The organism is Acinetobacter sp. FDAARGOS_494, assembly GCF_003812225.1.
Classification (GTDB): domain Bacteria; phylum Pseudomonadota; class Gammaproteobacteria; order Pseudomonadales; family Moraxellaceae; genus Acinetobacter; species Acinetobacter baumannii.
This window is the reverse complement of record NZ_CP033866.1, coordinates 1,678,504-1,692,509: the sequence shown is the minus strand read 5'-3', so window position 1 is coordinate 1,692,509 and position 14,006 is coordinate 1,678,504. Positions and strand designations below refer to the sequence as shown.

The 14,006-nt window shown below is 37.7% G+C and carries 12 protein-coding genes; 7 read left to right on the top strand and 5 right to left on the bottom strand.

Annotated elements, in window-relative coordinates; genetic code table 11:
* Positions 1–37 precede the first annotated feature (37 nt).
* From dnaK to EG365_RS08175, 4 genes are all read left to right on the top strand, one after another.
* Entirely contained in the window at positions 38–1,978 is a 1,941-nt protein-coding gene (gene dnaK / locus EG365_RS08190; protein ID WP_001062605.1) for a molecular chaperone DnaK, read from the top strand.
* Positions 1,979–2,308: 330 nt separating this feature from the next.
* Entirely contained in the window at positions 2,309–3,226 is a 918-nt protein-coding gene (locus EG365_RS08185; protein ID WP_000714212.1) for a matrixin family metalloprotease, read from the top strand.
* Between the two features lie 81 nt (positions 3,227–3,307).
* On the top strand, positions 3,308–4,318 hold the full coding sequence (locus tag EG365_RS08180) for a M57 family metalloprotease (RefSeq protein ID WP_001237496.1): 1,011 nt from the start codon (positions 3,308–3,310) through the stop codon (positions 4,316–4,318).
* 101 nt (positions 4,319–4,419) lie between these two features.
* Entirely contained in the window at positions 4,420–4,806 is a 387-nt protein-coding gene (locus EG365_RS08175; protein ID WP_001985173.1) for a hypothetical protein, read from the top strand.
* Positions 4,807–4,855: 49 nt separating this feature from the next.
* On the opposite strand, the gene EG365_RS08170 is transcribed toward EG365_RS08175, so the two are convergent.
* The 4 genes from EG365_RS08170 to EG365_RS08150 all read right to left on the bottom strand — a co-directional run bounded on the left by EG365_RS08170 (position 4,856) and on the right by EG365_RS08150 (position 9,026).
* A complete protein-coding gene (locus EG365_RS08170) occupies positions 4,856–6,148 on the bottom strand; it encodes a lytic murein transglycosylase (RefSeq protein ID WP_001252435.1) in 1,293 nt (430 codons plus the stop codon).
* Between the two features lie 688 nt (positions 6,149–6,836).
* Positions 6,837–7,958, bottom strand: coding sequence for a 5-(carboxyamino)imidazole ribonucleotide synthase (locus tag EG365_RS08165; protein WP_000361796.1), 1,122 nt, complete (start codon positions 7,956–7,958; stop codon positions 6,837–6,839).
* Positions 7,959–7,967: 9 nt separating this feature from the next.
* Entirely contained in the window at positions 7,968–8,480 is a 513-nt protein-coding gene (gene purE / locus EG365_RS08160; RefSeq protein WP_000994663.1) for a 5-(carboxyamino)imidazole ribonucleotide mutase, read from the bottom strand.
* A gap of 183 nt (positions 8,481–8,663) precedes the next feature.
* Positions 8,664–9,026: a DMT family protein gene (locus tag EG365_RS08150; protein WP_002018080.1), complete on the bottom strand. Its 363-nt coding sequence runs from the start codon at positions 9,024–9,026 to the stop codon at positions 8,664–8,666.
* Positions 9,027–9,267: 241 nt separating this feature from the next.
* Here EG365_RS08150 and mpl point away from each other — a divergent pair, with 241 nt between their 5' ends.
* Positions 9,268–10,641: a UDP-N-acetylmuramate:L-alanyl-gamma-D-glutamyl-meso-diaminopimelate ligase gene (mpl, locus tag EG365_RS08145; protein WP_000550105.1), complete on the top strand. Its 1,374-nt coding sequence runs from the start codon at positions 9,268–9,270 to the stop codon at positions 10,639–10,641.
* Between the two features lie 69 nt (positions 10,642–10,710).
* Here the strand turns inward: mpl and EG365_RS08140 are convergent, their stop codons facing one another.
* Positions 10,711–11,961, bottom strand: a complete 1,251-nt coding sequence (locus EG365_RS08140) for a low temperature requirement protein A (RefSeq protein ID WP_001266009.1) — start codon at positions 11,959–11,961, stop codon at positions 10,711–10,713.
* Positions 11,962–12,096: 135 nt separating this feature from the next.
* Here EG365_RS08140 and EG365_RS08135 point away from each other — a divergent pair, with 135 nt between their 5' ends.
* A complete protein-coding gene (locus EG365_RS08135; RefSeq protein ID WP_000051331.1) occupies positions 12,097–12,693 on the top strand; it encodes an undecaprenyl-diphosphatase in 597 nt (198 codons plus the stop codon).
* Positions 12,694–13,011: 318 nt separating this feature from the next.
* Positions 13,012–13,965, top strand: a complete 954-nt coding sequence (locus EG365_RS08130; protein ID WP_000447691.1) for a TerC family protein — start codon at positions 13,012–13,014, stop codon at positions 13,963–13,965.
* The last annotated feature ends 41 nt before the right edge of the window (positions 13,966–14,006 follow it).

Sequence of the window (14,006 nt, the reverse complement as noted above, 5' to 3'; positions counted from 1 at the left end):
AAAAACATTGCAACAGAATTTTAGAGGAACACACCAAATGGCAAAAATTATTGGTATTGACTTAGGTACTACCAACTCATGTGTTGCTGTACTTGAAGGCGATAAAGTAAAAGTAATCGAAAACGCAGAAGGCGCACGTACAACTCCATCGATCATTGCGTATAAAGATGGCGAGATCTTAGTGGGCCAAAGCGCTAAGCGTCAGGCAGTAACAAACCCTAAAAATACATTATTCGCGATCAAGCGTTTAATTGGTCGTCGTTATGAAGATCAAGCAGTACAAAAAGACATCGGTCTTGTACCTTATAAAATCATCAAAGCAGACAACGGTGATGCTTGGGTTGAAGTAAACGATAAAAAACTAGCACCTCAACAGATCTCTGCTGAAATCTTGAAAAAGATGAAAAAAACTGCAGAAGATTATTTAGGTGAAACAGTAACTGAAGCGGTAATTACCGTTCCTGCTTACTTTAACGATGCTCAACGTCAAGCAACTAAAGATGCGGGTAAAATCGCTGGTTTAGATGTTAAACGTATCATTAACGAACCAACTGCTGCTGCACTTGCGTTCGGTATGGACAAAAAAGAAGGCGACCGTAAAGTTGCAGTTTACGACTTAGGTGGTGGTACATTCGACGTATCTATCATTGAAATCGCGGATCTTGATGGCGACCAACAAATTGAAGTGTTATCAACTAACGGTGATACTTTCCTTGGTGGTGAAGACTTCGATAACGCGTTAATTGAATACTTGGTTGAAGAATTCAAGAAAGAACAAAACGTAAACTTGAAAAACGATCCACTTGCGTTACAACGTTTGAAAGAAGCTGCTGAAAAAGCAAAAATCGAGCTTTCTTCTTCGAATGCAACTGAAATCAACCTTCCATACATCACTGCTGATGCGACTGGTCCTAAACACTTAGTGATCAACGTAACTCGTGCAAAACTTGAAGGTTTAGTTGCTGATTTAGTTGCTCGTACTATCGAACCTTGTAAGATTGCTCTTAAAGATGCTGGTCTTTCGACTTCTGACATCTCTGACGTCATCTTAGTTGGTGGTCAGTCTCGTATGCCACTTGTACAACAAAAAGTACAAGAATTCTTCGGTAGAGAGCCACGTAAAGACGTGAACCCTGACGAAGCAGTTGCAATCGGTGCTGCAATTCAAGGTGCTGTATTGTCTGGTGACAAGAACGACGTATTGCTTCTTGACGTAACACCATTAACTTTAGGTATTGAAACAATGGGTGGTGTATTAACACCAATCATTGAGAAAAACACGACGATTCCTGCGAAGAAATCACAAGTGTTCTCTACTGCTGCTGATAACCAACCAGCGGTAGATATTTCAGTTTACCAAGGTGAACGTAAGATGGCTCAACAAAACAAATTGTTGGGTAACTTCCAGTTAGGTGACATCCCACCTGCTCCACGTGGTGTGCCACAAATTGAAGTATCTTTCGATATTAACGCTGACGGTATCTTGAAAGTGTCTGCAAAAGACAAGAGCACTGGTAAAGAGCAATCGATCCAGATTAAGGCAAACTCAGGTTTATCTGATGCTGAAATCGAAGCGATGATTAAAGATGCAGAAGCAAATGCTGAAGAAGACCGTAAGTTTGAAGAACTTGCAAAAGCTCGTAACGAAGCTGATGCATTAATTTCAAGCTCAAACAAAGCTGTTAAAGATCTTGGTGACAAAGTAACTGAAGATGAAAAAACAGCGGTAAATACAGCAGTTTCTGAACTTGAAGCAGCAACAAAAGAAAATGATGTTGAAGCAATCAAAGCGAAAACTGAAGCTTTACAAAACATCTTAATGCCGATCACTCAACGTGCTTATGAACAAGCGCAACAAGCTGGCGGTGCTGAAGGTTTCGACCCAAATGCATTCCAAGGTGGTGATGCTGGTCAACAAAAAGCAGACGATGGCGTTGTAGATGCTGAGTTCACTGAAGTAAAAGATGACAAAAAATAATTTGTCTCTTTAAAAAAGACCGCGCGAAAGCGCGGTTTTTTATTATTTACAAAAAGTAACAATAATATTTTTTATATATTTTCATGAACTTAATGGGCAAAATAGTCAATTATAAAAACTAACTATTTATTATTTATAGATATTTTAAAAAATTAAAATCACTGTTATGAAATCCATTAATTTTTCTATTAATGCCAAACACATGTATTTATTTATTCTCTTTCTTTAGCAAGATCACAAAAAAATCGCTAACTCTGGTCATTTTTATCACTTTGACGAATAAGGATTACATCCTAACAATAAGAATTTATTTATATTTTTATTTTTGCCATGAAAAAATTTCTATGGTGGGGAATAAGTTTATACTTCAGTATAAGCTTACAGATAGCTGCTTTTGCTCAAAGCAATTTATCAAATATTTCTTTTAATCAGCCTTTAAAATATAGGATGAATTATATAGATCCACGTTTTGAATTAACGAAAGAACAATTTATTCAAATTGGTAAAGAAGCAGCTGAAATTTGGCAAAAAGAAACTGGGAAAACCTATTTTATTTACGATTCTCAAGCAGAGCTTACCATTAATTTGGTATTGGACAATCAACAAGCTACTCAAAATGAAAGAAAAAATAGTATAAATGAGCTATTAAAGCAGCAGGAAGAATGGAGAGAGAAAAATAAAGCTATTCTTTTATTTAAACAACAAATTGATCAGGAAACTACTCTTTTGAATAAAGAAAAAGAGAATCTCAAGTATAAATTCGAACAATATCAAAAAGATGTATCTCTTTTTAATCAAGGAAACTATGGGCAATTTACTCAAAGCAGTTTAAACAAACGCCAAGCTGAGTTAAGCCAGCTTTCGTTAGAATTACAAACAAAGTTTTCTCAACACAGCAATAAAATAGAAATGCTTAATAGACAAATTAAGCAAATAAATCAACAACAAAGCTTGCTTAATCAATCTATTGAGCAATTTAATTTGAGCACGACTTCTGGCTCAAAGACTTTTCATAAAGGCTTGTTTAGTCAAAACCAAATTCAGATTTATGGCTTTACTTCATTCGATGATTTGCGCCTAACACTTGCTCATGAGTTTGGACATGCATTAGGTTTAAAACACACCGATGATCCTAAATCTTTGATGTACCCTCTTTTAAGAGAGCAGGATATTCATAACTTCAAATTAACAAATTCAGATTTAGATCTATTGGCTACATTATATGGTTCAAATGACGAAAATCATTAAAACTAACTGATTAAATAAACTAAATAAAATAAAAACTATTCAATTTTTACTAAAAAATAATTTGGCATTTGGTAAAAAATAATGAGACTCAAGTCTCATTATTTTGTCGAAATTGTATATTTTTTGATTGATTTTTCATTTTATATTCTTATAATACGTTTTTTTTCAAATCTCCCCCCTTTGATTATGCGTTTAACTTCTTTGTTATTAGGCATGGCCTTTGCTTTTTCTAATTTTCAGGCTAATGCTAATCTTGCGACTCCCCTACACACCCAAGTTCAGCAAAAAAATGTTCAACATTTGACATATAAAATTGCTGAAGTTGACCCTCGTTTTGGTTTAAGTCAAGAGCAATTGATCCAGATTACACAGCAAGCTGCTGATATTTGGAAAGAAGGTACAGGTAAAAATTACTTTACTTATGACCCAAATGCAAAGTTAGAAATTCGTCTTGTATACGATGACAGCCAAAATCGTTCAGCAGAGCGTCAAAAAATCGCTTCTCAGTTCAAACAAGACCAACAACGTGTAATTGATGAGCAACAACAAATTAAACAGTTGAAGCAAAATTTAAGTCAAACTCAATCGGATCTTGAAAATAAAAAACAGATCTTAAATGAGAAATTGAAGAATTTTGATCAACAGATGATGCAATTTAAGGAAGGAAAATTAGCACCTGAATACACCGCAAAATCCCTTTCGAAAACTCAGAAAGATTTACAGAAACAGACAGTTGCTTTAAAGAAAGATATCGCTGCTTATAATCAGCAAGCTGCAGACTTAAATAAAAAGGTTACTCACTTTAACCAGATTAATGATGAATTCAATCAATCATTAAATCAGTTTAAGCAAAATGCCCAAGCTGATGTATTTAAGAAAGGTATTTATAACGGTAAACAAATCATGATCTATGAATATAGTTCTATTGATGATTTACGTTTAACAATTGCTCATGAATTAGGCCATGCACTTGGCTTAAAACATAGTGATCAACCGGGTGCTTTAATGTACTCAGTTCGAAAAGATAGCGATAAAAAAAGTAATATTTTAACTGATGCTGATCGTGATCTATTAAGCGCTTTACCTCAATAATTAGATACTGAACTCATACGATGTATCTATTTTATAAATAGATACATCGAAATTCATGTCAAAGTCATGTTATTGTGGTTGTAAGAGCCGTCTAAAATAGAATGGAGATCAAGATGAGTTATTATCATATCCTGATTGAAGTAAATGATCACATTAGTACGATTGAGCAAACTCGAGATATCGAACTATTTGATATTATTGAACTTAAACCTTACCTTCATTCTATTTTATTACCTTACTTCAATGAGCAAGAAATTGAGCTTGAAGATGAAAATATTGAATATAAAGATATTTTACATCTGGAAGTTAAGCAGACATTATTGCCTATCGAGCACCTAATTGAAGAAGAACAAAAGCAGCTACCAAGTGATACAGATGTCACAATTACTGCTTATGAAATTTTTAATGACCGTGATTTAAGCCAAGATGTTACCTCAGTTATTTTTGATATATTGGAAGCAGTTAAGCTAGATCAATCTATAGTTTAGCTGTTCAATAAAAAAGGTCTGCATATGCAGACCTTTTTTATTGAATATTTTATTGCATCATTTTTCGTGCTTGTTCTTGGCGGAATGCACGTAAAATTTGTTGCCCTGCCCGTCCTGTTGGATTTAAACCTAAACGGGTTTGCTCCTGACGAATAGCAACACGGGTTTTATCGCCAATCAATCCATCAACAGCACCAATATCATAACCACGATTAATCAAAAATTGCTGAATTTCGCGACGCTCTGCACGTGAAGTACCAGGATCATCAGTTGGCCAAGAGCTAACAAATGGACCTGCTCCTCTTAAGCGATCAGACAAATGTGCAATTGCAAGCCCGTAACTTTCCGCAGCGTTGTAACTATAAATAGCATCAAAATTCTTAAATACTAAAAATACTGGTCCACTTGGTCCTGCTGGAGCCATTAAACCGGCTGGCGTACTACCAGACAAAGGACCTTGTATTAGTGGCGAACCATCAATCCGTGTTACTCCTCGCGCACTCCAACTGCTTAATGGTTTTTTCGAGCGTCGTCCTTCTCCATCAATTGACATGCCTGCTGGAATTTGAACTTCAAAACCCCAAGGCATACCCGTCTGCCAACCTGCTTTATTCAAGAAATTAGCCGTTGATGCCAATGCATCTGCAGTACTCGATACTAAATCGCGTCGGCCATCTCCATCAAAATCAACCGCTAAGCGTTCATAAGTTGATGGCATAAATTGAGTATGACCAAATGCTCCTGCCCATGAACCTTTAAGTTGATCTTCGGTTAAGTCACCACGCTGTAAAATACGCATTGTGGCAAAAAACTCAGTACGGAAATAACTTTGCCGGCGCCCTTCACAACTTAAAGTTCCAAGCGCTTGTAATAAAGGATATTTTCCAGAGATATCACCAAAATTACTTTCAACGCCCCATACTGCTACAATGGTTTCAGCAGGCACACCATACTCTTGAGAAGCACGATTTAAAACATCACGGTGTTGTACAAGTTTTTGTTTTCCAAGTGCAACACGTTCTTCATCTACCAGACCAGACAAATAATCCCAAATCGGTGTCGAAAACTCTGGTTGGTAATTTAACTTATCAATCACCGAGTAATCTGGTGTTAAATTTTGCGTATAGCCATCATAAGTGCTACCTGAAACACCAGCAGCAATAGCCTGTGAACGTAAATTTGCCAAACAGCTCTGGAAATTATTATTAGGCGTATAAGTATCACTATTCGTTACTGGAACAGTCGCATTACTAGATATTGTAGAACCATTAATTACCAGCTCTGCTTGAGCCTGGGTCATCGCCAAAAATACAGACCCAACAATACAAGAAAAACGTCGCATATTATCCTAGTTCAATTTTTAAATTTAAATTTGTAAGTACCATACCATTATGGACTCAAATTTTTCAGAGAGAAATCGTAAATTTGAATTCATAATTACTTCTTTAAATTCATTTCCAGAGTTTTAAATTCAAATTTCCCCTCTATTTTTGAATTTAAAACTTTCCTCACAAGATGAATTAATTTTTAAATTCAAAATCTGCCCTCTAATTTAAATTCAAAAACTTCATTTTAAATTTAAAAATCCAAACCCAATCCACTTGTGGATAACTTATAAAACCACACATCTAAACTGCCTCACACACTATATTCTTTATGCTTTTCATAACTCTTGTGAAGTACAAGCCCTTGGCTACTCATGAATATACGTTTTAAATTTAAAAGTCAGGCGCAGTTTTGAATTTAAAATATCATTCAGACGACATACATCTTTTTAAATTCAAAACAAACACAAGCTGAAGCACAAGATTTAAATTCAAACTTCAAACATTGGGGATAACTTATTTTAAATTCAAAAACTCTCAAAACAACTTATTTCATTTTTAAATTCAAAATTAGAGCCTATATTTAAATTCAAAAGCTCAACAAAAGTTATCCACAGCAAGCAAATAACAGGTTTTTAATATTTTTTTAAATTTAAAAGACAAAAAAAGCGATCCGAAGATCGCTTTTTAAAAAATTTAACTTATTTAAATGGTCATATCATCTGTTAAAGCGAGTGGTTCTGGCAAAATTTTCGCTAACTGACGGCATAAATTCGTCAATTCGTTACTATCCACAGGCATTAAAGTGATATGGCCTAATTTACGGCCAGCACGTTCCGATTTGTTATAAAGGTGCAGATGAGCGCCATTTAGTGCCAAAACATCTTTAGTTTTAGGATGCTGACCAATAATATTGATCATAACCGTTGGTCGAACAACGTCTGTTGACCCCAATGGTAGTCCTGCAACAGCTCGAATATGGTTTTCAAACTGTGAACATACAGCACCTTCAATTGACCAGTGACCTGAGTTATGCACACGTGGTGCCATCTCATTTGCACACAAGCCTTGTTCTGTCACAAATAGCTCGAGAGTTAGCACACCTACATAGTTGAGATGATTTAACAAACGCGTAATGTAGTCTTGAGCAACAGGTTGTAGAGCTTCACTATTCGGTGCAGGTACGATTGAGTGCGACAAAATACCGTTGTGATGGTGGTTTTCAGCCAATGGCCAAGTTTTTACTTCACCATTTTGACCACGTACTGCAATAATCGAAACTTCGCGAGAAAATTTCACAAAGCTTTCAGCCACTAAACTTTTTGCAGGACCAAGCTCTGCCCAAGCTGTATCAATTTGGTCTTCGGAACGAAGTACAAACTGACCTTTGCCATCATATCCGCCAGTTGCAGTCTTAAGTACAATTGGTAAACCAAGCTCAGCAACAGCTTTTTTCAAGCTTTCTAGACTATCTACAGCACGATACGGCGCAACAGGAATCTCAAGTTCATCAAACAATGCTTTTTCTGACAAACGATTTTGCGCAGTTGCTAAAGCAATACGGGGAGGGTGCAGTGTTTTAGTTTGTGTTAACACATCTACATCTGCAACAGGTGTATTTTCAAACTCAAGACTGAAAACATCAGCGCTTTCAATAAACTGCTTTAAACCTTGTTCATCTTGACTAGAAAAAACTTGGCCTAAAACACCTGCTGGACAATCTGTATTTGCTTCAAAAAAAGTACATTGAATATTTAATGGTAAAGCTGCTTGCGCCATCATACGGCCCAATTGCCCACCACCAAAAATACCGATAGTTTTATCCATTTCAGCCTCTTAAACCTGTCCCGGAATATTGTTGCTTGCAACTTTATCAGTTTGTGCAGCACGGAAATCTGCAACATTTTTTGCGATTTCAGGACGAGTTAAACCTAAGATTTGAGCAGCCATAATCGCAGCATTGGTCGCACCAGCCGGACCAATTGCCAAAGTACCTACAGCGATACCTGCTGGCATTTGTACAATTGAAAGTAATGAGTCTACGCCATTTAAAATTGATGATTTAACTGGTACACCCAACACAGGTAAATCAGTTTTTGCCGCACACATACCTGGTAAATGCGCAGCTCCACCAGCGCCTGCAATAATCACTTGAATACCACGATCACGCGCAGTTTCTGCATATTCAAACAAACGGTCCGGAGTACGGTGAGCAGATACCACTTCCGCTTCAAATGGGACACCAAGTTGTTTAAGCATATTGGCAGTATGTTCAAGCGTTGCCCAATCGGACTGGGAACCCATGATAATTCCGACTAAAGGTTGGGTATCTGTTGCGACCGCGTTCATTGGCATTTCCAAAGCGTAAAAATGGTAAAAACTCGACTTGTACCAAGCCAAGCATGAGAGAAAAAGATGAGGCCAATATTATAGCTGTTTTTTCACTCACCCCAAAGCCCAAGTTTATGTGGAAAAAGCATGATTCCGATGGATTTAACAACGATCTGTCTGAAAACCCAATTTCATATAATTTTACTGGCTTCTAAATACAAAATAGACACAACCAAACAGGCATAACATAGCCCAAACATAGTCTAGCTTGAACGGCTGCTTAAATAGCAACACCATAAATGGAACAAATACAATAAGCGTGACAACTTCTTGGGTAATTTTCATTTCACCCAAAGTCCAACCTTGGTCACTCAAGAGTCGAGTTGCCGGAATCATAAAACTATATTCAAGCAGGGCAATAGTCCAACCGAATAAAATCGCTTGCCAGAATGGTGCGTGGTGCAAAAACTTAAGATGCCCATACCATGCAAGTGTCATAAAACAGTTAGAAATAATTAACAGAACGAAAGCTAAAACCGTTGGGCTCAAAGGCACATCCTTCATCATCACGATGATGTAAGTATTAATATGGATCGAAAATATTATAAAAGATAAAACTGTAATTCAGCTTAAATCTAAAAAATAAAGCTGTACTTTTATGAACGCCTCAAACACATAGAACAACAACGAATTTTGACTATCTTTTCCAGTTGAGCCTTGCTATCGTTGCTGGCAAATTTATCAATAATGAAAACACAGTAATTCACATTAATACTGTGTACAAAAGCAGTGGAGAAGGCGAGCAATGCATCTGCATATCTTGGGTATTTGTGGCACTTTTATGGGCTCTTTAGCACTTTTAGCTCGTGATTTAGGACATAAGGTAACAGGTTCCGATTCAAACGTTTACCCGCCAATGTCTACCCAGTTAGAAAATGCAGGTATTGAACTCATGCAAGGCTATGACCGTAGCCATTTACAGCCTCATCCGGACTTGGTTATTGTCGGCAATGCCATGAAACGTGGTATAGATGCCGTCGAATACATGCTAAATGAAGGTCTGCCATATATTTCTGGTCCACAGTTCCTTGCTGATCACGTTTTACAAGGTAAACATGTGCTTGGTGTGGCGGGTACTCACGGGAAAACAACTACGACAACCATGCTCGCTTGGGTACTTGATCAGGCGGGTTTAAACCCGGGCTTTTTAATTGGCGGTGTTCCACTTGGTTTTAGTGAAAGCGCTCGTTTAGGCGGTGGCAAATACTTTGTGGTTGAAGCCGACGAATATGACTCAGCTTTCTTCGATAAACGTTCTAAGTTTGTTCATTATCATCCAAAAACGGCGATTTTAAATAACCTTGAATTTGACCATGCCGATATTTTTGATGACCTAGCAGCGATTCAAAAGCAATTCCATCATCTGGTTCGTACTATTCCAAGTGAAGGCCGTATTATTGCGCCAATTACCGAAACTCATATTGATGAAGTACTTGAAATGGGCTGCTGGACACCAGTGATTCGTACAAGTTTAGAAGCAAATGAAAAAGCGGCTTTGTCTGCTGAATTAATTTCAATTGATGGCAGCCATTTTAAAGTACTCGAAAATGGCAATGTTGTTGGCGAAGTGAAATGGAGCATGACAGGGCAGCATAGCGTAGCGAATGCATTGGCAACGATTGCAGCCGCTCAGCATGTAGGCGTTTCGCTTGAAAAGGCATGTGAAGCTTTGTCTAACTTTGGCGGTGTAAAACGCCGTATGGAGTTACTCGGCACGATCAATGGTATTGAGGTTTATGATGACTTCGCTCACCATCCCACAGCAATCGACACGACTTTAGATGGCGCACGTAAACGTTTAGGCGAACGTCGTTTATGGGCCATTATTGAGCCACGTTCAAATACCATGCGCATGGGTAGCCATAAAGATGGCTTGGCACATTCTGCACGTTTAGCAGACGAAGTGATCTGGTATCAGCCAGAAGGCCTAGACTGGGATTTACAACCTGTGATTGAAGCCGCGACTAACCATGCCCAAGTCAGCCGTTCACTTGATGAAATTATTGAACGTATTGTCAATGAAGCAGGTGAGGGTGATGCCGTTGTAATTATGTCGAATGGTGGTTTTGGTGGCTTACATCAAAAACTTATGAGCGCATTAAAAGCAAAAGCTGCTTAACTTTCGCTCCAGATGAATCAATAAAAAACGGGTTTCAAATTGAAACCCGTTTTTTATTTTAATGATTTTTTAACCCTGTTTTGGCTCTATATTTTGCATAAATTTATTCGAGATGAATAAACGTAACGTATAGACAATACCCATCGCAAACACGCTATATCCCACGTTAGTACAAATAAACGGAATACATAAAATAATGAGTGCAGTAATAGGATAAAACCATTTAGTAATTCCAGATAAGCACTGAAACTCATAAAGTATCCATATGCAACTGGTATAAAGCACCACACTCACCGCGACAATTACACCCATGTATAAATCAGAAATATGGGCATGGTGCGTGGTGACATCCACGGCGGCGGCAAGCGCAGCACCTACCGCAGCAATACTCACAAAAACAAAATAATGGCCATATCCCCAAACAAACGGACGTACACCTTTAATATGATGATGCTGTTCACTGCGGTCAAAGTAAGCCCACCACATTGCAAACATCAACATTAATCCGCCAATCATTAAAAAAACAGCCGGAATATTAATAGATTGAGCCGCAAGCGCATCACGAATGGCATTAAAGCTACCTACGATGGATTCCCCTAAAACGATAATAGTAAGAAGGGCATAGCGCTCTACAATATGATGAGGATGCCACGGCGTAGGAGAATATTTTTCTGCATAGATAGGAACAAATAACTCGACCACAACCAGAAGTAAAAATAAAGGAATTGAAAGAGCATGAGCAAAGTTAGCAACAAGCCAACCAATTTGTACCAATACGATACCTACGGCATAACGATACGCCGTAATTCGCCGTTCAGGGTCATGTTTTGCGGCTCTCAGCCACTGGGTGACTAAAGCCAAACGCATAATCACATAGCCGACAATAATGATGTCAAAATCCTGACTATGGAACACATCAGGAATACCTGCGGCCATGACCAATGATCCTACAATCTGTACAAAGGTAAGACACCGATACAATGCATCGTCATTATCGTAAGCCGAAGCAAACCATGAAAAATTCATCCATGCCCACCACAGCGCAAAAAATACCATCAGGTAACTTGGTAATGCATGCCATAGATGATTTTCAATAATTGCATGATGTAGCTGCTGACCAGCTGTTGCAATCGCGACTACAAAAATTAAATCGAATAATAATTCGAGGGGAGTTGCTGCTCTATGCGGCTGTTCTGGATCTCTTGGAGATAGGGGCCTCAAACTTAATTTTTTCTGTTTTTCTTGAGTAGTCATAAAATAACGTTCTCGAATAAAGTGCCAACACGTTAACACTTTAATATTAACGCCCCGAACACGCATTAAAAATTATCTAGCCTTACTGTCTATTATTTACTCACAAATAAACTATATTTCATTTTTGTGACAATTCTTTATCAAGACCTTAAGCTTAATTCTTTATCATAGCTCACGTTTTTGTTCTTGTTTGGAATATGAATGTCTTTAGAAACACTCAACCTTGGCTTATTCCATGTCATTAATGGGGCTCAGGATGCGAGTCAATTTATCATTCGTCTTGCTATCTTTTTTGCTAATGATCTCCTCTATATTCTTTTATTCATACTTACATTTTTATGGTTTTATGGCGATCAAGATTTAAAAAATAGGGTCATTAAATCTGTCTTTCTAACCTGTGTATCGCTTTTAGTCGGTTACGTTATTTCTCTGTTTTACCATCACCCAAGACCGTTTGTGATGGGTGTGGGCACCACCTTTATTGAACATGCGCCAACAGCGTCTTTTCCAAGTAATCATATGCTAATTTTTAGCACCATTGCCCTGTCTTATTTATTTGCTCAGCGCAAAATGATTGGAATTATTCTTTTATTTTTGTCATTTGTAGTGGCGTGGTCACGTATTTATTTAGGTGTGCATTTCCCTTTAGATATGTTGGGTGCTTTTATTGTCGCGTTACTAGTCAACACAGCCGGTTATTACTTCTGGAATGTTTATGGTACGCCTTTAACAGCATTCTTTATTCACCTTTACCAGATTATATGCAAACCGCTTTTAGACCGTGGTTTGATTAAATAACCTCTAGAGCTTTTATGTAGTAAAACCACCACATGAAGTTCAGTTGCGTAATACAAAAAAATCTGCCATTCTATGTGGACTTGGATATGTTTTATCCAAAACAGAATTTAGTTTGACAAGGGGAGTAGCCTCCTCCAAACATAACAGCAATGTTATGTGTCAGATATCGTCAATACACTTTTATTAAAAAGTCGGTATCTGAGCATCGTGAAATTCATGGTGTAGGCAAGACCTTGATCATGTTGATACAGATGTTTAATTCATCTGGCAACTGGTCGAGGTTTTTTTATGCCCAATTGCCGGATGTATGGAGGATTTATGGAAACAATCGGCAATTTATGGCTGTACATAGCATTCTTTGGCATAGTCATTGTCATGCTTCTGATTGACTTCTTGGGCTTTAAGCAAAAACAAGGTCAAGATGTCTCAATTAAGCAAGCTGCTTACTGGAGTGTGGCGTGGGTAAGCGTCGCAGCCTTATTTGGTGGCGGTTTATGGCTTTACTTACAACAAACAGTTGGGGTGACCTTAGCAAATCAAAAAACCATGGAATACTTTGCAGGTTACTTACTCGAAAAGTCCCTCGCAATTGACAACGTTTTCGTGTGGTTAATGATTTTCGCAGCGTTTGCTATACCAGCTGCGCTACAACGTAAAATTTTGCTCTACGGCGTATTAGGTGCAATCGTACTGCGTACCCTCTTTATTTTTATTGGTGCATGGTTCGTTCAAGAGTTTTCTTGGGTACTTTATATCTTCGGTGCGTTCTTGGTATATACAGGCTTTAAGTTCTTAAAAGGCCAAGAAGAAGAAACCAATATTGAAGATATCAAGCTTTTAAAATGGTTACGTAACCATATGCGTATTACGCCACAGCTTGAAGGTGACAAATTTTTTGTACGCCAAAACGGTTTATTATGGGCAACACCGTTATTTCTAGTTTTGATTTTGGTTGAAGCTTCAGACGTGATTTTCGCAGTAGATTCTATTCCTGCTATTTTCGCGGTAACTAGCGACCCGTTTATTGTTTTAACGGCGAACTTAATGGCAATTTTAGGTTTACGCGCAATGTTCTTTTTACTTGCTGGCGCTGCGACTAAATTGCATTACTTGCCATACGGCTTAGGTATTATCTTATTGTTCATTGGTGCAAAAATGTTATTGCTTGATGTATTCCACATGCCAATCTGGATCTCATTAAGCTTTATCGTCATAGTGTTAGCAATCACTGCTTACCTCTCTTTACGTCATAATAAGCGACAAATCTCATAGAATCTTTACTTACATAATATTAAAGGGCTTTCATAGAAAGC